Annotated in this window: 17 protein-coding genes; 8 read left to right on the forward strand and 9 right to left on the reverse strand. The window is 71.7% G+C overall.

Features of this window, described 5'->3' with window-relative positions:
* Nucleotides 1-12: 12 nt before the first annotated feature.
* Complete coding sequence (locus tag ACFYTE_RS22940; RefSeq protein ID WP_388713327.1) at nt 13-1,437, reverse strand: MFS transporter; 1,425 nt, start codon at nt 1,435-1,437, stop codon at nt 13-15.
* A gap of 447 nt (nt 1,438-1,884) precedes the next feature.
* Between ACFYTE_RS22940 and ACFYTE_RS22945 the strand changes: the two genes are divergently transcribed.
* The 3 genes from ACFYTE_RS22945 to ACFYTE_RS22955 all read left to right on the forward strand — a co-directional run bounded on the left by ACFYTE_RS22945 (nt 1,885) and on the right by ACFYTE_RS22955 (nt 7,563).
* Complete coding sequence (locus ACFYTE_RS22945; protein ID WP_388713330.1) at nt 1,885-2,811, forward strand: DUF3027 domain-containing protein; 927 nt, start codon at nt 1,885-1,887, stop codon at nt 2,809-2,811.
* Nucleotides 2,812-3,139: 328 nt separating this feature from the next.
* Nucleotides 3,140-6,376 (forward strand): molecular chaperone Hsp90, encoded by a 3,237-nt coding sequence (locus tag ACFYTE_RS22950; protein ID WP_388713333.1) that lies wholly within the window; start codon nt 3,140-3,142, stop codon nt 6,374-6,376.
* Between the two features lie 251 nt (nt 6,377-6,627).
* Nucleotides 6,628-7,563, forward strand: coding sequence for a hypothetical protein (locus tag ACFYTE_RS22955; protein WP_388713336.1), 936 nt, complete (start codon nt 6,628-6,630; stop codon nt 7,561-7,563).
* 75 nt (nt 7,564-7,638) lie between these two features.
* Here the strand turns inward: ACFYTE_RS22955 and ACFYTE_RS22960 are convergent, their stop codons facing one another.
* Nucleotides 7,639-10,035, reverse strand: coding sequence for a cation-translocating P-type ATPase (locus tag ACFYTE_RS22960; RefSeq protein WP_388713338.1), 2,397 nt, complete (start codon nt 10,033-10,035; stop codon nt 7,639-7,641).
* A gap of 108 nt (nt 10,036-10,143) precedes the next feature.
* On the reverse strand, nt 10,144-10,431 hold the full coding sequence (locus tag ACFYTE_RS22965) for a DUF2530 domain-containing protein (protein WP_388713341.1): 288 nt from the start codon (nt 10,429-10,431) through the stop codon (nt 10,144-10,146).
* A 172-nt stretch (nt 10,432-10,603) separates the two neighbouring features.
* Between ACFYTE_RS22965 and ACFYTE_RS22970 the strand changes: the two genes are divergently transcribed.
* Nucleotides 10,604-12,055 (forward strand): NCS2 family permease, encoded by a 1,452-nt coding sequence (locus ACFYTE_RS22970; RefSeq protein ID WP_388713344.1) that lies wholly within the window; start codon nt 10,604-10,606, stop codon nt 12,053-12,055.
* A 13-nt stretch (nt 12,056-12,068) separates the two neighbouring features.
* Here the strand turns inward: ACFYTE_RS22970 and ACFYTE_RS22975 are convergent, their stop codons facing one another.
* On the reverse strand, nt 12,069-12,251 hold the full coding sequence (locus ACFYTE_RS22975; RefSeq protein WP_351739239.1) for a ribbon-helix-helix protein, CopG family: 183 nt from the start codon (nt 12,249-12,251) through the stop codon (nt 12,069-12,071).
* Nucleotides 12,252-12,405: 154 nt separating this feature from the next.
* On the opposite strand from ACFYTE_RS22975, the gene ACFYTE_RS22980 reads away from it, so the two are divergent.
* Together ACFYTE_RS22980 and ACFYTE_RS22985 are read left to right on the forward strand one after the other, a co-directional pair.
* On the forward strand, nt 12,406-12,843 hold the full coding sequence (locus ACFYTE_RS22980; RefSeq protein ID WP_358900320.1) for a MarR family transcriptional regulator: 438 nt from the start codon (nt 12,406-12,408) through the stop codon (nt 12,841-12,843).
* A 193-nt stretch (nt 12,844-13,036) separates the two neighbouring features.
* Nucleotides 13,037-14,314: an MFS transporter gene (locus tag ACFYTE_RS22985; protein ID WP_388713348.1), complete on the forward strand. Its 1,278-nt coding sequence runs from the start codon at nt 13,037-13,039 to the stop codon at nt 14,312-14,314.
* A 39-nt stretch (nt 14,315-14,353) separates the two neighbouring features.
* Here the strand turns inward: ACFYTE_RS22985 and ACFYTE_RS22990 are convergent, their stop codons facing one another.
* Complete coding sequence (locus ACFYTE_RS22990; RefSeq protein ID WP_388713443.1) at nt 14,354-14,812, reverse strand: GNAT family N-acetyltransferase; 459 nt, start codon at nt 14,810-14,812, stop codon at nt 14,354-14,356.
* A gap of 109 nt (nt 14,813-14,921) precedes the next feature.
* Between ACFYTE_RS22990 and thpR the strand changes: the two genes are divergently transcribed.
* Nucleotides 14,922-15,494, forward strand: coding sequence for an RNA 2',3'-cyclic phosphodiesterase (thpR, locus tag ACFYTE_RS22995; RefSeq protein ID WP_388713351.1), 573 nt, complete (start codon nt 14,922-14,924; stop codon nt 15,492-15,494).
* A gap of 463 nt (nt 15,495-15,957) precedes the next feature.
* On the opposite strand, the gene ACFYTE_RS23000 is transcribed toward thpR, so the two are convergent.
* Together ACFYTE_RS23000 and ACFYTE_RS23005 are read right to left on the reverse strand one after the other, a co-directional pair.
* Nucleotides 15,958-16,950 (reverse strand): aldo/keto reductase, encoded by a 993-nt coding sequence (locus tag ACFYTE_RS23000; protein WP_388713354.1) that lies wholly within the window; start codon nt 16,948-16,950, stop codon nt 15,958-15,960.
* A 186-nt stretch (nt 16,951-17,136) separates the two neighbouring features.
* The gene (locus tag ACFYTE_RS23005; RefSeq protein ID WP_388713357.1) at nt 17,137-18,294 is read right to left on the reverse strand and encodes a Dyp-type peroxidase; all 1,158 of its coding nucleotides are present in this window, start codon (nt 18,292-18,294) and stop codon (nt 17,137-17,139) included.
* 90 nt (nt 18,295-18,384) lie between these two features.
* Here ACFYTE_RS23005 and ACFYTE_RS23010 point away from each other — a divergent pair, with 90 nt between their 5' ends.
* Entirely contained in the window at nt 18,385-19,722 is a 1,338-nt protein-coding gene (locus tag ACFYTE_RS23010) for a right-handed parallel beta-helix repeat-containing protein (RefSeq protein ID WP_388713360.1), read from the forward strand.
* 7 nt (nt 19,723-19,729) lie between these two features.
* Here ACFYTE_RS23010 and ACFYTE_RS23015 read toward each other — a convergent pair whose 3' ends face one another.
* A complete protein-coding gene (locus ACFYTE_RS23015) occupies nt 19,730-20,410 on the reverse strand; it encodes a hypothetical protein (RefSeq protein ID WP_388713363.1) in 681 nt (226 codons plus the stop codon).
* A 311-nt stretch (nt 20,411-20,721) separates the two neighbouring features.
* A complete protein-coding gene (locus ACFYTE_RS23020; RefSeq protein ID WP_388713366.1) occupies nt 20,722-23,133 on the reverse strand; it encodes an SdrD B-like domain-containing protein in 2,412 nt (803 codons plus the stop codon).
* Nucleotides 23,134-23,263: the final 130 nt, after the last annotated feature.

The raw sequence follows: 23,263 nt of genomic DNA on the forward strand, positions 1-23,263 counted from the left end.
GTGCCCGGTTCGTTACGCCACTCGCGGCCGGGCCGCCCCGCCGTGCCGGGCCGAGGCGAGCAGCCCGCGCACGGTCGCAAGCCAGCCGACGGCCACGAGGACGGCGGCCACGGCCAGGCCCAGGGTGCCGTTGAGCGGCATCACGATGCCGACGGCGCCGCCGAACACCCACGCCATCTGCAGCAGCGTCTCCGAACGCGCGAACGCCGACGTGCGGACCGGTTCCGGCACGTCCCGCTGGATCAGCGCGTCCAGGGACAGCTTGGCCAGCGCCTGCGCGAACCCGGCGACCGCCGCCAGGCACGCCACCAGGAACGCGCCGAAGAACACCGCGGCGACGACCGCCGTGCCCAGCGCCACCGCGACCACGGTCACGATGATGATCTCCGGTGCCCGGGACCGCAGCCAGGCCCCGACCGCCGTGCCGAGCGCGTTGCCCGCGCCGGCCGCGACGCCCACTATCCCCAGCGAGACGGCCGCGCTCTCGCCGGTCAGCGGGTGCTCGCGCAGCAGGAAGGCGAGGAAGAAGATCAGGAAGCCGGAGAGACAGCGCAGGGCGGCGTTCGCGCCCAGCGCGTGGGTGACGGCCGGGCCGACCGTGCGCAGCCCCGGGCGTCTGGCGCCGGTGCGGCGCGGGCCGTGCAGATGCTCCGCGTCCGCGGCGAGCAGGGCGACGTCCTCGCCCTTGGCGGAGTCGACCTTCCGCGGCAGCGAGAACGACAGGAACGTACCCGCCGCGAAGATCACGAAGGCGCCGTACAGCGGCCAGGGGTCGCCGACGGCGTGCAGGCCCGCCCCGATCGGGGCGGCCACCCCGGTGGCCAGCAGCCCGGCGAGGGTCACCCGGGAGTTCGCCTTCACCAGTGAGAAGCGGGGTGGCAGCAGCCGGGGCACGACCGCGCTGCGGACCACGCCGTACGCCTTCGACGCCACGAGCACCCCGAGCGCGGCGGGATACAGCTCCAGGCTGCCGCTCGCGACCGCCCCGGAGATGATCAGCGCCAGCAGGGCACGGGCCAGCATCGCGGCGGCCATCGCGGCGCGCCGGCCGTGCGGCAGCCGGTCGAGGAGCGGGCCGATCACCGGCGCGAGGACCGTGAACGGGGCCATGGTGATGGCGAGGTAGAGCGCGACCCGGCCGCGGGCCTCGTCCGTCGGCACCGAGAAGAACACGGTGGAGGCGAGCGCCACGGTGATCATCACATCGCCGGCGCCGTTGACGGCGTGCAGTTCGATCAGCTTGCCGAGCCCGGACTCGCCGGCGCCGTGCGCATGCGTGGCCCTCCTGATGCCGCGGGCCGCGCCGGCGACCGGGAGGTGCAGGGCACGGCCGACCGCGCGGACGGCACCGCCCATACGGCCCGGACCGCCACCTCGACTGCTCCCCTTGACTCCGCCGACGCGGGCGGTGCCCTGGGGCGACCTCGCGGCTGCCACGACGTTCATAGTGCCCTGAGAATCCGTTTCCTAGAGCACTTGTCGCCGAGCGAGTCGGTGGCATCACAACCGGGGAGCGGCTGAAGGATCGGCCGAAGAACGGGGGACGTCGCTGGTGAGGCGGGTGGCGGGGCCCGGCCGGGGTGCCGGGTCGCAGCGGTGGAACCGGCGGCGGGGCGGCCGGACGGCCGGTGGTGTCCCAGCCCGTGGAGGCCCCGGAGGCGGACCGGAAACGGCGTCGGGCGGCTGTGAAGCGGCCGTCGGTGTAGGCCGAGCGCACACGAACAGGTAGCGTGCGTATCTCAGCCATCCCGCAGAATGGATGACAGAGGTGCGCCCGAGCGCGATCGGACGCGGACGTCGATGCGGCCCACAGGTCCGCTCCGTCCGCCCCACCGCCTTCAGGCAGGCGCACCCGTGAGACGGCGTAGGAGAGAAGCGATACCTGTGAGCGCAGCGACAACGCGAAGCCGCACCCCCGACCGCCTGTGCGCCGAGGCCGTCGACCTCGCCCGCGCCGCAGCAGAGGAGGCGGCCGCGCCCGGCGTGGTCGGCGAGCACACCGGACTGGTATCCGAGGGCGACCGTGTTGTCACGCACTTCTTCGAGTGCAAGGAACTGGGCTACCGGGGCTGGCGCTGGGCGGTGACGGTGGCCCGTGCCTCGCGCGCCAAGGTGGTCACCCTCGACGAGGCGGTCCTGCTGCCCGGCCCCGACGCGCTGCTCGCGCCGGAGTGGGTGCCGTGGAGCGAGCGGCTGCGGCCCGGCGACCTGGGCCCCGGCGACCTTCTGCCCACCGAGTCCGAGGACCTGCGGCTGGAGCCGGGCTACTCCGGCGAGGACGAGCCGCCGGTGCACTCCGCGGTCTCCGAGGAGATGGCGGAACTGGCCGAGGCGGAGGACGCGGAGGTCACCGCGGGCGCCCCCGCGACACTCCCGGCGGCGCCGACCCGGGGCTCGATCTCGGCGGTGGCGGAAGAACTCGGTATGCGCCGCGCCCGGGTCCTGTCCCGTTACGGCCTGCACCTGGCCGCCGACCGCTGGGAGGAGGCGTTCGGCCCCCGGACGCCGATGGCGCAGGCGGCGCCCGCGCCCTGTGTCAGCTGCGGCTTCCTGCTGCCCCTCGGCGGCTCCCTCGGCCAGGCCTTCGGCGTCTGCGCGAACGAGTTCGCCCCGGCGGACGGCCGCGTGGTCTCCCTCGCGTACGGCTGCGGCGGCCACTCCGAAGCGGCCGTCATGCCCAAGCCGCCCCAGCCGGCGGCGCCGGTGATCGACGAGACGCGGGTGGACCCCTTCCCCCTGCGCCCGGCGCCGGACTCCGGCTCGGTACCGACGATCACCGACGAGTCGACAGCGGAACTCGGCCACTCGTAGCCTCGGGCTCCGTTCGCCACGCACTGTCGGGTCGCTCGGGGCGTAATCCGCTTGCCTGTGCCGTCGGTCGTCTGCGGCGCCGTTGTGGCTGGTCGCTCCCCCAAGTTCTCGGCTTCGCTCGAACAGGGGGACCCCCATCGCGGCGGAGCCGCATGTCGATACAGCCCCGCGCCCCTTCGGGGCGCGCTGTCGAACCGTAACGCGGGCGTGCGGGGCTACCTTGGCAGCACACCGTGGCACGGGTCCGCCGTTCGCCCGGCCCGACCCGGCACCCCGGTGCCGCAGGAGCGGTACCTTCGTCGTCACCGCCCCGACGAGGAGAGTGAACGTGAGCAAGTTCGTGCGGCCCGCGGCCGAGGGTGCCGACCCCTTCGGCACGGCCCGTCTGCGCCGCGGTGTCCTCGACGCCTGGGCCACCAGCCCCGCCCGCTTCCGCGAGGACGCCAACGCGGAGGAGGACCTGGTACTCGGCGGCTACCGCGACCGGCTCGTGATCGAGCTGGCGCAGAACGCCGCCGACGCCGCGGCCCGCGCCCACGTGCCCGGCCGGTTCCGTCTCACCCTTCGCGACGGCGTCCTGTTCGCCGCCAACACCGGCGCCCCCCTGGACGCGGTCGGCGTCGAATCGCTCGCCACCCTCCGGGCCTCCGCCAAACGCGACGACGCCGACGCCCGAGCCGCCCAGGACGCCGAGGACGCCGAGGACGCGGACGCCACCGGGGTCACCGGCGCCACCGGCGCGGGACACGGCGCCGTCGGCCGGTTCGGCGTCGGCTTCTCCGCCGTGCTCGCCGTCACCGACGAGCCCGCCGTCGTCGGCCGGCACGGCGGCGTCCGCTGGTCGCTCGCCGAGGCCCGCGCACTCGCCGCCGACACCGCCCGGCGCAGCCCCGGCCTCGGCGACGAGATCCGGCGCCGCGACGGACACGTACCGCTGCTGCGGCTGCCGTTCGCCGCCGAGGGCACCGCCCCGGACCCGTACGACACGGTCGTCATCCTGCCGCTGCGCGACGCGGCCGCCGCCGACCTCGCCGAACGCCTCCTGCACGCCGTGGACGACGCCCTGCTGCTCGCCCTGCCCGGCCTGGCGGAGGTCGTCGTCGAGATCGACGGCGCCGCACCGCGCACCCTGCGCCGCAGCACGGACGCCACCGGCACGGTCGTGGCGGACTCGCGCGACGGCACCACCCGCTGGCGTACCGTCGCCGCACACGGCCCGCTCACCCCCGCCCTGCTCGCCGACCGCCCGGTCGAGGAACGCCTGCGCCCGCACTGGTCGGTGACCTGGGCCGTGCCGGTGGGCCCCGACGGCGCCCCGGCCCGCCCCCGCACCGCGCCCGTCGTGCACGCCCCCACCCCCAGCGACGAGTCCCTGGGCGTCCCCGCGCTGCTGATCGCCTCCTTCCCGTTGGACACCACCCGCCGGCATGCCGCGCCGGGCCCGCTGACCGACTTCCTGGTGCAGCGGGCGGCGGACGCGTACACCGAACTCCTCGCCGGCTGGCGGCCGGTGACCGAGGGCATCATCGATCTGGTGCCCGGGCCGCTCGGCAAGGGCGAACTCGACGGTGCGCTGCGCCAGGCGATCCTGGAACGCCTTCCGCGGACCGCGTTCCTGCCCCCGGCCGCCGAGGCCAAGGAGGACGACGCCGAGGACCTTCCCGAGACGCTGCGCCCCCGGGACGCCGAGATCGTCGAGGGCGCGGGCGCCGACACCGTGCACGTACTCGCCGAGGTGCTGCCCACGCTGCTGCCCGGCGGCCTCGAACGCCGCGTGGAACTGCGCACGCTGGGCGTCGCCCGGCTGCCGCTCGCCGACGCGATCGACCGGCTGGCCGGGCTGGAGAAGGAGCCCGGCTGGTGGCGGCGGCTGTACGACAGCCTGGCCGGGGTGGACCCGGACCGGCTGTCCGGACTGCCCGTCCCGCTCGCCGGCAACACCGGCCAGGGTCTGGGCCCGGGCGCGGTGCGCACCACCATCGGCCCCCGCCAGGTGCTGCTGCCCACCCCGGACGCCGCCCGCATCGATCCGGGGACGCTCGCCCGGCTCGGCCTGAAGGTCGCGCACCCGGACGCCGCGCATCCCATCCTGGAGAAGCTGGGCGCGCTGCCCGCGACCCCGCGTGCCGTGCTGACCACGCCCCAGGTGCGCGCCGCGGTCGCCGCCTCCCTGGACGAGGAGGGCGCCGTCGGCTGGGAGGAGGACGCGCCGGACGCCGAGGAACTGGCGGACACCGTCCTCGCCCTGGTCCGGGACGCGGGCCTGGAACCCGGCGACGAGCCTTGGCTGGGCGCCCTGGCGCTGCCCGACGAGGACGGCGAACTCGCCCCCGCCGGTGAACTGGTGCTGCCCGGCAGCCCGTTCGCCCGGGTCATCCGCGAGGGAGAACTGGCCGCCGTGGACGCCGAGTTGGCGCAGAGGTGGGGCGAACAGCCGCTGGCCGCCTGCGGGGTGCTGGCTGATTTCGCGCTGGTGCGGGCCACCGACGTGGTGCTCGACCCGGATGAACTGGAGCCCCGCGAAGGGGACTTCGCCGAACCGGACGACGCGGGACTGCTGGACGCCGTGGACGTGTGGTGCGAGGACATCCTCGACCGCTTCCCGGACACGCCGGTGCCCCCGGTCGCCACCGAACTGGTCGCCGTACGCGACCTCGACCTCGTCGACGACGACCACTGGCCCGAGGCGCTTGCCCTGCTCGCCCGCCCGCCGCTGCGCGACGCGCTCACCCAGCCGGTACGCATCCTGCTGCCGGACGGCACCCACGAGGTGGTACGGCCGTACACGGCGTGGTGGCTGCGCGGGCACCCGGTGCTGGACGGCCGGCGGCCCGCCGGGCTGCTCGCGGCGGGCGGCGATCCGCTGCTGCACGGGCTGTACGACGAGGCCGACGCGACCGGTTTCGCCGACGAGCAGGTGCTGCGGGCCCTCGGCGTGCGCACGTCGGTCGCCGCGCTGCTCGACGAACCGGGCGGGGCCGCCGAACTGCTGGACCGGCTCGCCGACCCGGACCGGCCCGTCACCCCCGCCCAACTGCACGGACTGTACGGTGCGCTGGCCGAGCTGGAACCGGAGCAGGTGACCCTGCCGGACGAGCTGCGGGCCGTCGTGGACGGCCGGGTCGAGGTGGTGGACGCGGCCGACGCCGTCGTCGTCGACTCGCCCGATCTGCTGCCCTTCACCGCGGGCGTCCCGCTGCTGCCGGTGCGGCCCGCCCGCGCCGCGGAGCTGGCGGAACTCTTCCAGGTACGGCGGCTGAGCGAGTCCGTCACCGGGCAGGTGGACTCGGCCGGAACCGAGCACGAGGTGCCGGACGCGGTGCGGGTACTGCTCGGCCCGCGCACCCCCGGCAGCTATGTCGAGCACGAGGAACTGGTCGTCGACGGCGTCGACATCGACTGGCGGCTGACGGCCGACGGCGTGCTGCACGCCGCGACCCTGGAGGGTGTCGCCGCGGGACTCGCCTGGGCGGCCGGCCAGTGGCCGCGCCGCTTCGAGGTGGCGGCCCTCCTGGAGGACCCGTCCCGCACAGAGGAACTGTCCCGCAACCGCTGGTTCGACTGAACCGGGGGCGGCCCGGGACGGTGGGCGGCAGGTGGGTTCCGCCGTGGCGGGGGACGTCGCGCTCGGCGAGCCGCGCCGCCGTTGCGATCTTGGTAAATCCCTCACAGTTTCTTCAACTTCCGTACAACCATCGCCCGCCGTCGTGGATCAGACCACCTGAGTCAACAGACTCCACGATCATTTGGGCCCCGCGGTGACGAGCCGCGCGCGACGACCGCCGACGGGGCCCCTCTCTCCATGCAGGGGAACGCATGCGCATTCGTGCCACCGTGGCCGCCGTCACCGGCGCCCTGGCCCTGTCCGCCCTCGCCGTTCCGGCGGCGCACGCCGCCGGCGGCTCCTCGTACGACCGCGACGACGTCGTGAAGGCCGCGCAGGCCGCCCACCGGGCCGTCGCCGGCAAGTCCGCGTTCAGCAGCGCGGGCGCCCAGGACACCGGCGTGCCCTACGCGCTGGACCTCTCCTTCTCCAACGTGAAGATCAACAACGGCAAGCCGATCGTCGTCGGGACCACCAACAAGGTCCGCGTCCCGGTCAGCTACACCGTCACGCACGCCGCCGACATCGACCTCCAGGCGCCCGACTTCGTGCTGGACGTCGAGATCTACCGCGGCTCCTACGACGCCCCGAAGAACTTCCTGATCGGCGACGACTGGCCGACCTGCGTCGACAACTCGGCGACCAAGGCCACCTGCAAGGGCACCATCGACGTCTACCCGGACTACGAGCTGACCAACGCGGACGCCACCACCTGGAAGGCGAACGGCTACGCGATCGACTTCAACGACCAGGACCCGACCTCCGACACCATCGACTGGAGCAAGGTCGGTTACGCCGAGCAGGACGCCCTGGCCACCACCAAGCTGCAGCGCTTCTCCAAGCTGACGGTCAACGCCTCGCCGGAGCCGGTCAAGAAGGGCAAGACCATCACGGTCACCGGCAAGCTGTCCCGGGCCAACTGGGACGACGGCAAGTACCACGGCTACGCCGGCCAGTCGGTCAAGCTCCAGTTCCGCAAGAAGAGTTCCAGCACCTACACCACGCTGAAGACCATCAAGACGAACTCGACGGGCAACCTGAAGACCACGACCAAGGCCACGGTCGACGGCTACTACCGCTACAGCTTCGCGGGCACCTCGACCACCCCGGCGGTCAGCGCCCCGGGCGACTACGTCGACGTGAAGTAACCCCCACAGCAGCCACCACCCCCTTCGGCCCCGGGAAACCCCGGGGCCGAAACGGTGTCGGCTGCGCCGCCCTGCCTAGACCGGGAAGCGGTGGTCGACCCATTTCCACAGGAGTTCCAGGGCCGCCGCGCCGAGTACCGCGATGCCCACCGCCGTCCACGGCATCGTGACGCCGACCAGCTTCAGCGCGAAGAAGTCCTGCAGGGCGGGCACCGCCAGGACGAACAGGAAGGCCACGCCCATCGCGGCGACCAGGGCCACCCGCCACCAGGTGTAGGGGCGGGCGATGATCGCCAGCACCCACATGGAGATCAGGAACAGCGTGAGGGTGGCCGCGCTCGTCTGCGCGGGCAGCGCGTCGGGGCCCGTGTAGTGGTGCCGGGCGAGCAGGTACGTCACGAAGGTGGCGACGCCGGCCACCACCCCGCCCGGGATCGAGTAGCGCATCACGCGCCGCACGAAGTGGGGTCTCGCGCGCTCCGTGTTCGGGGCGAGCGCCAGGAAGAAGGCCGGGACGCCGATGGTCAGCGTGGACAGCAGGGTCAGGTGCCGGGGCAGGAAGGGGTACTCGACCTGCCAGCACACCACCAGCAGGGCCAGCAGCACCGAGTAGACGGTCTTCACCAGGAACAGCGTGGCCACCCGGGTGATGTTGCCGATGACCCGGCGGCCCTCGGCCACCACCGACGGCAGCGTGGCGAAGCTGTTGTTGAGCAGCACGATCTGGGCGACCGCGCGGGTGGCCTCGGAGCCGGAGCCCATCGAGACGCCGATGTCGGCGTCCTTGAGCGCGAGGACGTCGTTGACCCCGTCGCCGGTCATCGCGACCGTGTGCCCGTGGTGCTGGAGCGCGCCGACCATGTCCCGTTTCTGCTGCGGGGTGACCCGGCCGAAGACGGTGGCCCTGTCGAGCGCGTCCGCCATCTCGGTCCGCTCGACGGGCAGCCGGCGCGCGTCCACCGCCGCCCCGTTCAGCCCCAGCTTGGCGGCGACCGCCCCGACCGACACGGCGTTGTCGCCGGAGATGACCTTGGCATGGACGTTCTGCTCGGCGAAGTAGCGCAGGGTGTCGGCCGCGTCGGGGCGCAGCCGCTGCTCCAGGACGACCAGGGCGGTGGCGTGGGCGCCCTTGGCGACGTCGGTGTCGTCCAGGTCGCGGACGGCGCGGGCGAGCAGCAGGACCCGCAGGCCCTGTTCGTTGAGCCGTTCGGTCTCGGCCAGGGCCGGGTCGCCGTCGGTGAGCAGGACGTCCGGGGCGCCGAGCAGCCAGGTGCTGTTCTCGCCGTCCGCCTCGCTGAGGGTGGCCCCGCTGTACTTGCGGGCGGAGGAGAAGGGCAGCGACTCCACGCAGCGCCACTCCTCGCTGTCCGGGTAGGCGTCGATGATCGCCTGGAGGGAGGCGTTGGGCCGGGGGTCCGACTCGCCGAGCGCGCCGAGGACCTTGCGTACGTATGTCTCGTCGCTGCCGCCGAGCGGACGCAGCTCGGTGACGTCCATGCCGCCCTCGGTGAGCGTGCCGGTCTTGTCGAGGCAGACGGTGTCGATGCGGGCGAGACCCTCGATGGCGGGCAGTTCCTGGACGAGGCACTGCTTGCGGCCGAGCCGGATCACGCCGATCGCGAAGGCGACCGAGGTGAGCAGCACCAGGCCCTCGGGGACCATCGGGACGATGCCGCCGACGGTGCGGGCGACGGCGTCCTTCACGTTGTTGTTCTTGACGACGAGCTGGGTGATCACCAGGCCGATGGCGGCCGGGACCATCATCCAGGTCACGTACTTCAGGATGGTGGAGATACCGGTGCGCAGCTCGGAGTGGACGAGGGTGAAGCGGGACGCCTCCTCGGCGAGCTGGGCGGCGTAGGCCTCGCGGCCGACCTTGGTGGCGACGAAGGCGCCGCCGCCGGCGACGACGAAGCTGCCGGACATGACCCGGTCGCCGGGGTGCTTGACGACGGGGTCGGCCTCGCCGGTGAGCAGTGACTCGTCGATCTCCAGACCGTCGGTCTCGGCGCACACGCCGTCCACGACGATCTTGTCCCCGGGTCCGATCTCGATGAGGTCGTCGAGGACGATCTCGGAGGTGCCGATCTCGACGGCGTCGCCGTCGCGGCGGACGGTCGGCCGGGCCTCGCCGATGACGGCGAGCGAGTCGAGGGTCTTCTTCGCGCGCCACTCCTGGATGATGCCGATGCCGGTGTTCGCGAGGATCACAAAGCCGAAGAGGCTGTCCTGGATCGGGGCGACGACCAGCATGACCAGCCACAGGACGCCGATGATCGCGTTGAAGCGGGTGAAGACGTTCGCGCGGACGATCTCGGCGAGGGAGCGGCTGGAGCGGACCGGGACGTCGTTGACCTGGCCGCGGGCGACGCGCTCGGCGACGTCGGCGGCGGTCAGACCGGTCGAGGGGGTCGACGGAACGGGTACCGGGTGCACAGGGTCGAGTTCGGCGCCCGCGTCGATGTGCGTCATGCCATCGACGGTACGTGCGGTCCTACGGCTTCACCCGCCGAGGGGGCAGAAGATCCGACCTGGGGAGGAGACGGGTCGTGCGGTGGTAGTAGGGGCCCCGCCTCCGGGTCATTCCGCCGTCGTCGGACGGCCGGTCGCCTGCTGGTCGGCCGCCCGCTTGATCGCCGCGTCCCGCTTGCGGACGTACCAGACGCCGATCAGTCCGAGGCCGCCGCCGGCCAGGCAGGTCCACAGCCACCAGGTGTGGCCGTGCTCGTCGAACCAGCCGTAGAAGGGGAGTTGGACGAGGAAGAGGACGAACCAGATGATCGTGCCGCCGGTGATGGTGGCGACGACGGGGCCTTCCAGGGGCTCCGGTGCCTCGTGCTTGGGGGATCCGGACGAGAAAGCGGCCATGCGCACAGCTTACGAGGCGTTGCGCCGCCGCCCGCAGCCCCCGTGGTCTACGCGCGGAGATAGCGATCTGGGACCTTATACGTTCATACTGAAACCGTTTGTCTCTGGCCACTTCTGATCGTATGAAACTCCAACGCGGTAAGGGGGAATCCCGTTGGTGATGAGGTCCCGCATGTCCACCTCGGCACCCGCCAAGGTTCCCGCCCCGGAGCAGCCGGGCGGGGCGCCCGCCTTCGCCGCCCTCGACCGCTACTTCAAGATCTCCGAGCGCGGCAGCACTCTGGCGCGCGAGATCCGTGGCGGCTTCGCCACGTTCTTTGCGATGGCGTACATCATCGTGCTGAACCCGATCATTCTCGGCAGCGCGAAGGACATGTACGGGCATCAGCTCGATCACGGCCAGCTGGTGACGGCCACCGCCGTGACGGCCGCCTTCACCACCCTGCTGATGGGCGTCATCGGCAATGTACCGATCGCGCTCGCCGCCGGCCTCGGAGTGAACTCCGTCGTCGCGCTCCAGCTCGCGCCGCGGATGGCCTGGCCCGACGCCATGGGCATGGTCGTCCTCGCCGGCTTCGTGGTGATGCTGCTCGTCGCCACCGGACTGCGCGAGCGCGTCATGAACGCCGTGCCCTACGGCCTGCGCAAGTCCATCTCCATCGGCATCGGCCTGTTCATCATGCTGATCGGGCTCGTCGACTCCGGCTTCGTCAGCCGCATCCCGGACGTCGCCCAGACCACCGTCCCGCTCCAGCTCGGCGGGGACGGCCACCTCAACGGCTGGCCGGTCCTCGTCTTCGTGCTCGGCGCGCTGCTCACGCTGGTGCTGCTCGTGCGCAAGGTCTCCGGGGCGATCCTCATCTCGATCGTCTCCATGACCGTGCTCGCGCTGATCATCAACGCCGTCGCCACGGTGCCCTCCTGGGGCCTGACCACCCCGAAGTGGCCCGGCAACCCCGTCGCCACCCCCGACTTCGGACTGCTCGGCAAGGTCAGCCTCTTCGGCGGGTTCGACAAGGTCGGCGTCCTGACCGGCATCCTCTTCGTCTTCACGGTCCTGCTGTCCTGTTTCTTCGACGCCATGGGCACGATCATGGGCGTCAGCGACGAGGCCAGGCTGACCGACGCACAGGGGCAGATGCCCGGCATCAACAAGGTCCTCTTCGTGGACGGCATCGCCGTCGCCGCCGGCGGCGCCAGCTCCTCCTCGGCCACCACCTGCTTCGTGGAGTCCACGGCCGGCGTCGGCGAGGGCGCCCGCACCGGCTTCGCCAACATCGTCACCGGCGCGCTGTTCGCGCTGGCCCTGTTCCTGACGCCGGTCGCCACGATGGTGCCGTCGCAGGCGGCCACCCCGGCGCTGCTCGCGGTCGGCTTCCTGATCCTGGCCGGCTCGGTCCGGGAGATCGACTGGTCCGACTACACGATCGCGATCCCGGCGTTCATCACGATGCTGATGATGCCGTTCACCTACTCGATCACCAACGGCATCGGCATGGGCTTCATCACCTTCGTGGTGCTGCGCCTCGCGGCCGGCCGCGCCCGGGAGATCCCCGTACCGATGTACGTCGTCTCCGCGGTCTTCGCCTTCTACTACCTGATGCCGGCCCTCGGCCTGACCTGAGCCGCCCGCCCGCTCACGTGACCCCGTAGAACCTCTCCGTCTCCTCGACGGCGGCCTGGAACCGTTCGTCGAAGTCGTTCCGAATGAGCGTCCGGACCACATAGTCCTGGACGCTCATTCCGCTTCTGGCGGCATGGTGCCGGAGCCGTTCGAGCAGGTCGTGGTCTATCCGCAGGCTGAGCACACTGGTCCCCATGGAGACGAGGGTCGCCGCAGTCACCGGAGCGGTGGGTCACGTTCCGCATCCACATCACCCGTATGAGTGATGTCCGGAATCAGTGGCCGGAGTCACGGGCATCCGTGGCGCCTGGAGTGGTCTTTAGTCAGGGTAATGAGTTACCCTAACAAACATGTCGGACCTCACCCATGGCGACGATGCCGCCGCCGTGAACTCCCTGCGTTCCGCCGTGATGCGGCTGTCCCGTCGGCTCAAGCACCAGCGGGTCGACGAGTCGCTGAGCCCCACCGAGATGTCGGTGCTCGGCACCCTGTCCAACTGCGGCCAGGCCACCCCCGGCGAACTGGCCCGCAAGGAACACGTCCAGCCGCCGTCGATGACCCGCATCGTGGCGCTGCTCGAAGCCAAGGGACTGGTCCGTCTGGAGCCGCACCCCGAGGACCGGCGCCAGAAGGTCGTCACCAGGACCGAGCAGGCCGAGGCGATGCTTGAGGAGAGCCGCCGCAAGCGCAACGCGTTCCTGGCCGGCCTGGTCGACGGCCTCGACGAGGACGAGTGGGCCAAACTCCGCGCCGCCGCCCCCGTCCTGGAAAAGCTCGCACACCTGTGAACCCCGCCCAGCCCGTCCCGTTCCGCGAGTGAGCCGCAGGGGCGCACCCGCACCGGCGCAGCGCGCCGGAGGCGGACGCCCCGTTCACAACGGACCAATCCAAGAGGAGGCGAACCCTTTGAGTACGGGATCCGGAGCAGCTTCCGCCCCCGCACCGACCACTACCACCACCCCTCGCACCGCCCGGTCCTCGATGTTCAGCTCGCTGAAGATCAGGAACTACCGGCTCTTCTTCATCGGCCAGGTCGTCTCCAACACCGGCACCTGGATGCAGCGCATAGCCCAGGACTGGCTGGTGCTCAGCCTCACCGGCTCCTCCACGGCCGTCGGCGTCACGACGGCCCTGCAGTTCCTGCCGATGCTGCTGTTCGGCCTCTACGGCGGCGTCCTCGTCGACCGCCTGCCCAAGCGGCCCACCCTCCTCGTCACCCAGACGTCGATGGCCGTCACCGGCCTCGCGCTCGCCGCGCTGACCCTCTCCGGCCACGTCCAGGTGTGGCACGTCTACCTCGCCGCCTTCGCCGTCGGACTCGCCACCGTCGTCGACAACCCGGCCCGCCAGTCCTTCGTCTCCGAGATGGTCGGCCCCGACCAGCTGCAGAACGCGGTCAGCCTGAACTCCGCGAACTTCCAGTCCGCCCGGCTGATCGGACCCGCCGTCGCGGGCGTACTGATCACCGGCGTCGGCACCGGCTGGGCCTTCCTGTTCAACGGCCTGTCCTTCGTCGCCCCCCTCGCCGGACTCCTGCTGATGCGCGCCCGTGAGCTGCACGTCGTCGAGCCGACCCCGCGCGGCAAGGGCCAGCTGCGGGAGGGACTGCGCTATGTCGCGGGCCGTCCCGAGCTGATCTGGCCGATCGTCCTGGTCGGCTTCATCGGCACCTTCGGTTTCAACTTCCCGGTCTGGCTGTCCGCCTACGCGGACGACGTCTTCCACGCCGGCGCCGGCGCCTACAGCCTCTTCAACACGCTGATGGCGGTCGGTTCGGTGGCCGGCGCGCTGCTCGCCGCCCGCCGTGGCACCGCCCGGCTGCGAATCCTGACCGCCGCCGCGGTGGCCTTCGGCACCCTGGAGGTCGTCGCCGCGCTCGCCCCGTCCTACTGGCTGTTCGCGCTGCTCATGGTCCCGATCGGGATCTTCGGACTGACGGTCAACGTGACCGCGAACACCTCGGTCCAGATGGCCACCGACCCGGCGATGCGGGGCCGGGTGATGGCCCTGTTCATGATGGTCTTCATGGGCGGTACGCCGCTGGGCGCCCCCGTCGTCGGCTGGATCACCGACGCCTACGGCCCCCGGGTCGGCTTCGCCGTCGGCGGCGTCATCTCGGCCGCGGCGGCCGCCGCCATCGGGGTGCTCCTGGCCCGCATCGGCAGACTGCGCCTCTCGGTCGGCTGGAACCACGGCCACCCGCAGGTCCGCTTCGTACGGCGTGAGCCGGAGCGCGAGCCGGAGCTGGCGGCGGCCTGACATCCCGCGGGGGTGGGCCGGGGCGGCACCCGCCCCGGGTCACACCCTGCGGGCCAGCACCTGCCCGGGCCAGGCATGCTCGCCGACCGTGAAGGACTCGGCCGGCGTGAAACCGTTGCGCTCGTAGTAGGCGACCAGCTTGCGGTCGCCGCCCGCGTAGCAGTCCACCCGCAGCAGCGAGACGCCGGAACGACGGGTCTGCGCCACCGCGTGCGCGAGCAGTGCGGCCCCGACACCGAGGCCCTTGAAACGGCGGTCGGAGGCCAGGATGTGGATGTAGCGCTCGGGCTCGTCCGCGGGCCGGACATAGGGTGCGGGCGCGTCGGTGAGGGTGAGCGTGGCCGCCGGCACCCCGTCGTACTCGGCGATGAACGGGGCGCCCTCGGTGACGTACCGCTCGACCAGCGCCACCGCCCGCGGATTCGCCGACCAGGGCGTCGACCCCCACTGCTCGGTGCGCCCCTGCGCGACCAGCCACTGGACGCCGCTGTCGAACATGCCGAGGATCAGCGGGACGTCGTCGGCCCCTCCCGCCCTGATCGAGATCTTCTCGCTTCGCTCCACGCCCGCCATGATGCCCCGGTCCGCCCGTCTGGGAGGGTGAGGTATGAGACTTTTCGCCGCCGTGCTGCCCCCGGAGGACGTCGCCGGTGAACTCGCCGCCGAGATCGCCCGGTTGCGGCGGCTGCCCGGCGCGGACGGGCTGCGCTGGACCGGCCGCCCCGGCTGGCACTTCACCCTCGCCTTCTACGGCGAGGTCGACGACACGCTTGTAGCGGACCTGTCGGCCCGCCTGGCGCGCGCGGCCGGGCGCAGCGCCCCGTTTCCGCTGGCGCTCGCGGGCGGCGGGCAGTTCGGCCGCGGGCAGGCGTTGTGGACCGGGGCGCGGGGCGATCTGGAGGCGCTGCGCCGGCTGGCCGGGCGGGCCGAGGCGGCTGGGCGGAGGGCGGGCCTGCCCATGGGGGAGCACCGGCACTACAAGGCCCATCTGACCGTGGCCCGCGGCCGTGACTCGGTGGACGCCCGGCCGTACGTCCGGGCCCTCGCCGCCTTCACGAGCCGCACCTGGACCGTGGCCGACCTCGTCCTCGTGCGCAGCAACCTGCCGAGGTCCGGGGTCCCCGGCGAGCAGCCCCGTTACGAGTCGGTCGCCCGCTGGGCGCTCGGCGGGGCCGGTTAACCTCGGGTACGTGGACCCGAAAACACGGAACCGGATCATGGCCGGTGCGCTTGTGCTGATGCTCGTCGTGGTGGCGCTGGCGGCGGCGTTCGGCTGAGCGCTGACGCTCCGCGATGTGCCGTCGGCGATTTGCGGCGCCGTTGTGGCTGGGCGTGCCGTTCCTCGCGCCCCTTTTTGGTGGTGCCTGTCGTTTGTTGGGTGCGGGGGCGTTGTGGTTGTTTGCGCCGTTCCCCGCGCCCCCTTTGGGGGACGCCTGTCGTTCGTTGGCTGCGGCGCCTTCGTGGTTGATCGCGCCGTTCCCCGCGCCCCTTTGGGGGCGGCTGCGGTGGGCGTATGTCGATGCGGCCGAGCGCGGGGTGCTGTCGGCCGCTCCATGTCTTTCCCGCGCCGTCGTCGGGAGGCGTTCCGGGCGCAGGATGTTTGGCGGAGGCCCCGGCGATGACTGCCGGGGCCTTCGGGGTCGTTACCAGGCGAAGGCCTCCGGGGAGGGGCCCGGACCGGGGAAGATCTCGTCGAGGCCGTCCAGCAGTTCCTGGGACAGCTCCAGCTCCACCGCCCGCAGGGCCGACTCCAACTGCTGCGCGGTGCGCGGGCCGACGATCGGGCCGGTCACACCGGGCCGGGTCAGCAGCCAGGCCAGGGCGGTCTCGCCCGGGTCGACGCCGTGCTTGTCGAGCAGGTCCTCGTACGCCTGGATCTGCGCCCGCACGGAGGTGTCGGCGAGCGCGTCCGCCGACCGGCCCGAAGCGCGCCTGCCGTCCTGCACCTGCTTCTTGAGCACGCCGCCGAGCAGCCCGCCGTGCAGCGGCGACCACGGGATGACCCCGAGGCCGTATTCCTGGGCCGCCGGGATGACCTCCATCTCGGCGCGGCGCTCGGCGAGGTTGTACAGGCACTGCTCGCTGACCAGCCCGATGGTCCCGCCCCGCCGCTCGGCGATCTCGTTGGCCTGGGCGATCTTGTAGCCGGGGAAGTTGCTCGACCCGACGTAGAGGATCTTGCCCTGCTGCACGAGGACGTCGATCGCCTGCCAGATCTCCTCGAAGGGGGTGCTGCGGTCGACGTGGTGGAACTGGTACAGGTCGATGTGGTCGGTCTGCAGTCGCTTGAGGCTGGCGTCCACCGCCCGCCGGATGTTCAGCGCGGAGAGCTTGTCGTGGTTGGGCCAGGCGTCGCCGTCGGCGGCCATGTTGCCGTACACCTTGGTGGCGAGGACGACCTTGTCGCGCCGCTCGCCGCCCTTCGCGAACCAGTTCCCGATGATCTTCTCGGTGCGGCCCTTGTTCTCACCCCACCCATAGACGTTCGCGGTGTCGAAGAAGTTGATGCCCGAGTCCAGCGCCGCGTCCATGATGGCGTGACTGTCGGCCTCATCGGTCAGCGGGCCGAAGTTCATGGTGCCGAGGACGAGTCGGCTGACCTTGAGTCCCGTGCGTCCTAGCTGCGTGTACTTCATGGACACCCAGCCAACGACTTGGAGTGCGCTCTATGCAAGCGCATGAAGAAGACGGATGCGGCCGGACCGGAAGAACTCCGTCCGAGCCGGTCCCGTGGGAAAGGCGTCCGTCGTGAGCCGCAGACGCCTGCGAATCGACAGGCAGTGTGCGGCATCGCGGTCTCCCCGTCCTCAAGTTGATCGCGATCAGCCGAACAGCCGGGAACCGAGCGGGTGTTGCCGGTCGAAGCCGGGGAGGATCAGGAAGGTCGCGCTGGCGGTTGTGGTGGTGAAGGACAGCAGTGCGTCGGAGGTGTCCATGTGGGTGAGCGTGGCGGTGAAGGTCCGCAGGTCGTTCTGGAAGCTGATGAAGAGCAGGCCGGGGGCGGGCTCGTCGGTGCTGTAGGAGCGGCGGAGCATGAGTCCGACCCCGACCACGGTGGCGTGCGCTCTGCGCGCGTGGGCGTCCGCGGGGACGAGATAGCGCCCGTCCGGTGTCTTGGCTCCGAGTTCCGGGCCCGAGGCGGCGGTGCCGCCGGAGAGGGGGACGCCGCTGGCCCGGCGCCGCCCGAAGACCGCTTCCTGTTCGGCTACGGACAGGGCGGCGAACCGCGGCAGATCGAGTTCCATACGCCGCAGTACGGCAAGGGTGCCGCCGGCGACCGCAGGGGGCCCCGCCAGCCACAGGTCGCGTTGTTGTTCGGCGGCCGTGTGCGGGCCCACGATGCCATCGATGAAACCGAGCGGGTTGCGTGGCGCGGTGAGGCCGTTGCCGACGGACACGTTCGCACCGCGGCGTGCGGACTGGCGCCAGCGTTCACGGACGCGGTCACCGGCCTGGTCCAGAAGCGCGGCGGCGACGACCGGTAGGAGCAGCGCGTCGCTGGCGCAGATCTGTATCAGCAGGTCACCGCCGCGTGCTTGCGGGGCGATCCGCTCGCGGGAGAACCGCGGGAGGTCGGCCGCGCCGGGCAGCGAGGCACCGGCCGTGCGCACCAGCCGGGGGCCCACGCCGACGGTCACGGTGAGGTCGCCGGGCGGCAGGCCCAGCAGCCGCCTGTCGGTCCCCGCCGTGAGCGTGCGGATGGCCTGGCCGAGGTCGGCCAGTAACGGGCCGGGAGCCACGGTGGCACCGAGGTCGGCCACCACGGCGAGCAGGTTGGGCTGGGCCGGCTGGGGGAGCGTGATGCCTGCCTGATGGCGGCCCGTCGCCGGAACCGGCGTTGGCGTGGCCCCCGGGGCAGGGGCGTGCCGGCCTGGCTGGGCGGAGTCCGATGTGCACCCGGCGGCCAGACCGGCGGCCATCATGGCGCCGGTGACATCGAGGAACCTGCGGCGTGACGGGGGTTGATCGGCTCGGCGCATGGGATGCAGAATGTCACAGCCGTATAGCGCGGGGCCGGTCAACCCCGCGATTCTGGCGTGCGATTGGGCGCGTCATGCCAGAATGGGATCATGTCTCGATCAGCTCTTCGCGTGTTGGCGGCGGTAGTGGGCACGCTGACCCTGGTGGCAGGCTGCGGCGGCGATGGCGGATCGGACAAAGGCCGGCGTCCGGCCGGTGCGCATGTGACGATCCGAGTACCCGCCGATGCCCCGACGATCTCGGATGCGGTGTCCTTGGCGCGCCCCGGTGACCTGGTGCTGGTCGCGCCGGGCGTGTATCACGAGTCGGTGAAGATCGACACGGCGCGCATCACCCTTCGCGGTTTGTCCCGGGACAAGGTCGTCATCGACGGTCGGTTGCAGCAGCCGAACGGCGTCGTCGTCTCGGCGCCCGGGGTGGCCGTGGAGAACCTGACCGTGCAGAACAACACGCAGAACGGGGTCCTGGTCACCGGTTCGGCGAAGGCGGCCGCCGGCCTGCCGGGGGGAAGCGGCGGCTACGACACCGGCGACGAGCCCGTCACCTTCCTGAAGTCGTTCCTGGTCTCCCACGTGACCGCGACCCGCAACGGTCTGTACGGCATCTACGCGTTCTCCGCCCAGAACGGTGCCATCGAGCACTCGTACGCGTCGGGCGGCGCCGACTCGGGGATCTATGTCGGCCAGTGCAAGCCCTGCAACGTCGTGGTGCGGGACAACGTCGCCGAACTCAACGCGGTCGGTTACGAAGGCACCAACGCCAGCGAGGACATGTATGTGGTCGGCAACCGCCTGGTCGGCAACCGGGTCGGACTCACCACCAACTCCGACCACCAGGAGAAACTGCTCCCGCAGAAGGGCTCCGTCATCGCGGGCAATCTGATCGCCGCCAACCAGCAGACGGCCACCCCGGAGCAGGCCGACGGCGGGTGGGGCATCGGCGCCGGCATCGACGGCGGCAGCGACAACCGGTTCATCCGCAACCGCATCGCCGGCAACCGCAGCACCGGGCTGGTGATCACCGCGACCGCCGACATGCCTCCGGTCGGCAACCAGATAGTGGACAACACGTTCACCGGCAACGGCGTCGACGTCGGCTGGACGTTCCCCACCGCCACGCGGGGACGGGGCAACTGCCTGCGGGGCAACGATCTGCGCACCACCGTGCCCGCCCGGCTGGCGACGACTGCGGTCTGCCCCCTTCCGGCCGGGTCGTCCTCGCCGGCCGGCACATGGGAGGCGCCGAAGGCACCCGGTGGCATCCCGTTCACCGAGGTCGCTGCGCCTGCTCCGCAGCCGCAGTTCCCCGACGCCGGCACCGCGGGCGCCACCGCTGTCCCGCCCGTGCCGGCCCTGCCGAAGACGGAGGACATCCGGCTGCCGCCGGCGTCCCTGCTCGCCGCGAACGCGCGGGTGCAGACGTCCTGAACGGCGGCTACCGGGCCGGGGTGGTTCCGGGCACCGGCTTGACCGGAACGTACTTGTGGGTGTCGAAATCGATGACTACCGGCTCCGGCTGCGAACCCACGCTGACGCGGACCCGGTACATGGTGCCGTCGGAGCCGATCCAGTAGCGCACGTTGCCCGCCGTACCGGAGCGGTCAGGGGAGGACGGTCCGGTCATGACGTCCACCCAGCGCCCGTCCACCTGCTCCCGCCCCCGCCAGGCGGCGCCGTTCTGCGGCAGCAGTTCGGCGTTGTCCGGCCGGTCGCCGCCGAGACCGAGCGCGATGGACAGGGAGGTGTCCAGCGCGCTGCCGGACGCCAGCAGCGGACGGTCGTACCAGCCCGGACGGGGCGGCGACGCGGGTGCGTGCGCCGGGGCGTCCGTCATCGGGCGGACGCGCACCGAGGTGGGCGTCCACTGGATCAGCCCGTCACTGGACTTGTGGCGCCCGGTGCCGTGCACCACGCCGTAACCGACCTTGTGCCGATAGTCGACGGACCCGGTGACGGTCAGCCCGCCGGCCGTGCCCGGCACGGTGATCGTCATCGCGCGGCCCTGCGCCTGGTAGTTACGGAATCGCGTGATCGCCAGTCGGCTCGCCTCATCCGCCGTCAGCGGGCGCGGACCGTCGGCGCCGGAGCCGCCGTCGGCGACCAGGAACGCGGCCACCGCGGCCACCGCAACGGCCGCGATGCCGACGACGACCGCGACCCGGCGCGACCGCGGCCATCGGCGCCGGCCGGCCGGACGACCCGGTGGGGCTTGCCGGATTCTCACACTCCGCACGCGGTTCGACGCTGACACTCTCCGATTCATCCTTTCGATCACCACACCGTCCGGCCGCCGCGGGCTCGCGGCGGCCGGACGGCAGTCCGGTGGCAGACCACGCCAAGGCCGGCCCTCGTGGACCGGCCTAGACGTGATCTGCCCGTCCGCACCGTCCGGATCGTGGACGGGCAGATCACCGTTGTGCGGTTCGTTCAGTGTTGCCGGGCGCGACGATTCCGGGTCACGAACGCGATGACCAGGCCCGCACCCACCAGCAGACCGACGATGCCGATCATCTCCGCCAGCCCGGGCGTACCGGTGCTCGCCAGCGAACCCCCGCCTCCACCGGCCGGGGCCGGGTGGTTGGCAGGCGGCGCGGGCGACGGCGGTGTGGAGGCCGCGGGTGGCGTCGGAGTCGGCGTCGGAGTGGGAGTCGGCGTCGGGGTCGGGTCCGGCGTTTCCTTCGGGATGTACACCCCGGCGTCGATCGTGTGATCGACCCCGCCCGGCTTGTCCGGCGCCGTGACAGGCGCGTAGCCGTTGCACAGCGGTCCGGTGGTCGGCGGGGTCACATTGGAGTCGTGCGCACGGCTGGCACCGGCCCGCGGGAGCGTGAACCTCAGCTCGCTCGCCGGGGGCTGCTCGGGCACCTGGCCGGTGTCCGCGGTGCACACGTCGAACTGCACCGTGTACTTCGCGCCCGGCGTCAGCTCGTACGCGGCGCCGACACCACCGAAGTAGTACTCGCCGGCGGCGTTGGTCCTGGTCGTGGCGACCTGTTTGCCGTCCGCGTCCAGCAGGTTGATCGTCGCCCCCGGCAGCAGCACGTGCCCCGGGTCCTGGATCCCGTTGTGGTCGCCGTCGAACCACACGACGTTGCCGATCTGGATCGGCGCGTTCGCCGCCGCGTACGCGATGTCACCGAGCCCGCCGGCCTTGCCGAACCCGCCCTGTTCCCGGCTGACGAACTGGAACCCGTTGGCGGTCGGGTTGTTGCCCGGGCCCTGACCGGTCGTGATGTCGTGGTAACCGGTCCCCGATGTCGCGACGTTGACGACCGGGTCGAACTCCGTGCTGACGACCCACTGCTGCTGCGGGATATAGGCCACCGACCCCAGCGAGGTCTCCTGGTGCGCGGTGGTGTAGAAGTCGCCCGGGAAGTATTCGACGACATCGGCGGCCTGGCCGCCATTGTTGGCCGGGGTGGCGTGGTTGGGGCAGCTCCCGGTGCCTTCCCACTGGTATTCACCGGTGGGAGTGGCGCAGACCATGGTGATGTCACCACCGGACATGCCGTTTTCCGCCGTGTCGTTCCCCGGGCGGGGGTCAAGACCTCCCCAACCGAGCACGTCCATGAACCGGTCGCGGAAACCCAGGATTATCGAGCCGTCGCGGGCGAAGGCGAGGGAGGCCAGCTCCGGCTGCGGATCGACGAAGACGTTGCCCGACTTCCGGTCGTCCCACGTGTCCAGGCTGGTGTTCCACGGGTTCCAGCCGCTGCCCTTGTCGCTGGAACCGAAGACGTTGCCGCGTTTGGCCGTGAGCGGGTGGTTCAGCACCGTGGTGAACCGCTTGCCGTCGTAGGTGGAGACGACGGCTTTCAGGTCCGCGCGCTGCTGTGTGCTCTCCGCGCTGCACACGCCGCCGACGTACAGCGTGTTGTTGTGGACCTGGAGACCGAACGGCCGCCAGTCGTCGGGGCTCGCGCACCCCGGGTCCGGGATCGGGACCGTCGACTTGGGCGCCGCGGCGGTGTCCCCTGTCGCGTCGAAGCTCACCAGGCTGCGGGTCCGCAGGTTCACCGCGTACAGCGTGGAGCCGTCCGCCGACAGGGCCAGGCCACCGATGCTCTCCTTGCCGGGCGCGTCGGTGAACCCGGCATCCTTGATCATGTTGGCGGTGTCGTGCTGCGTCACCGCGGCGTCCGGCACCCGCGCGAACAGCTCCGGCGCACCCGAGCCGTTGACCGGCACCGTGTAGATCGCGCCTCCGCCCTGCGGCCCGTACGCGGCGTACCGGCGGGCGAACGCGCTCTGGAACAGCCGGGTCCGGTCCTTGTCGTACGCCAACCCGAACGTCGTGCCCACCTGGTCCTGCGTGGCCAGCGTGGTCGGGCACGCCACATCGGTGGGACATGTGCCCCGGGTCTTCGTCCCGAACGCCACCAATGCCCGGTTGTCGGTCCCGTTGGCGCCGTTGTGGACCGGCACGAAGTACCGCGAGTCCGGCAACGCGTAGTCGGCCGGGTCCCACACCCCCGTCACCACAGAAACGTTTCTTCCGGCCGACACATCGACGAACGACGTGAAGCTGTCGAAGTGGTTCTCCGCCGTCGACGCGGGCGCCGCCTTCAGATAGTCGCTGTACGGCGCCGGGATGCTGACGTCGACGCGGTACTGGCCGCCGCTCAGCACGGTCGACTGCGACACCACGACCTTGCCGGTGGCATCCGTGACGCCGTTGACGACGTGCCCGGCGGGGTCGGAGATCTCCACCTTCATGCCCCGCTGCGGCACGTCCATGGTCGCGTTGATCACGCCGGTGCCGAAGAAGTCGCGCAGCACCTCAACCGTCAGCGTGCCGTCGTCGGTTGAAGCGGCGGCCGGTCCAGCCGTCGCTCCCACGGCGCCGCCTGCCAGCAAAAGAACAGATAAGGCGATGCGCGCCGGCGGCTCCACAAGGCTCCGGGCCAACCGGCGCGAGTCTCTGCCGAGTCGGTTCATGGCACCACACTCCACACGTCTCTAGTCGTGA

The sequence above is a fragment of the Streptomyces sp. NPDC004629 genome, from assembly GCF_042873595.1.
In the GTDB taxonomy this organism is placed as follows: domain Bacteria; phylum Actinomycetota; class Actinomycetes; order Streptomycetales; family Streptomycetaceae; genus Streptomyces.

Coding starts and splice junctions, on each gene's coding strand:
- ACFYTE_RS22955 (WP_388713336.1), top strand. CDS start 6,628: ATGCGCATTCGTGCCACCGTGGCCGCCGTCACCGGCGCCCTGGCCCTG.
- ACFYTE_RS22960 (WP_388713338.1), bottom strand. CDS start 10,035: ATGACGCACATCGACGCGGGCGCCGAACTCGACCCTGTGCACCCGGTA.
- ACFYTE_RS22965 (WP_388713341.1), bottom strand. CDS start 10,431: ATGGCCGCTTTCTCGTCCGGATCCCCCAAGCACGAGGCACCGGAGCCC.
- ACFYTE_RS22970 (WP_388713344.1), top strand. CDS start 10,604: ATGTCCACCTCGGCACCCGCCAAGGTTCCCGCCCCGGAGCAGCCGGGC.
- ACFYTE_RS22975 (WP_351739239.1), bottom strand. CDS start 12,251: ATGGGGACCAGTGTGCTCAGCCTGCGGATAGACCACGACCTGCTCGAA.
- ACFYTE_RS22980 (WP_358900320.1), top strand. CDS start 12,406: ATGTCGGACCTCACCCATGGCGACGATGCCGCCGCCGTGAACTCCCTG.
- ACFYTE_RS22985 (WP_388713348.1), top strand. CDS start 13,037: ATGTTCAGCTCGCTGAAGATCAGGAACTACCGGCTCTTCTTCATCGGC.
- ACFYTE_RS22990 (WP_388713443.1), bottom strand. CDS start 14,812: ATGTTCGACAGCGGCGTCCAGTGGCTGGTCGCGCAGGGGCGCACCGAG.
- thpR (WP_388713351.1), top strand. CDS start 14,922: ATGAGACTTTTCGCCGCCGTGCTGCCCCCGGAGGACGTCGCCGGTGAA.
- ACFYTE_RS23000 (WP_388713354.1), bottom strand. CDS start 16,950: ATGAAGTACACGCAGCTAGGACGCACGGGACTCAAGGTCAGCCGACTC.
- ACFYTE_RS23005 (WP_388713357.1), bottom strand. CDS start 18,294: ATGCGCCGAGCCGATCAACCCCCGTCACGCCGCAGGTTCCTCGATGTC.
- ACFYTE_RS23010 (WP_388713360.1), top strand. CDS start 18,385: ATGTCTCGATCAGCTCTTCGCGTGTTGGCGGCGGTAGTGGGCACGCTG.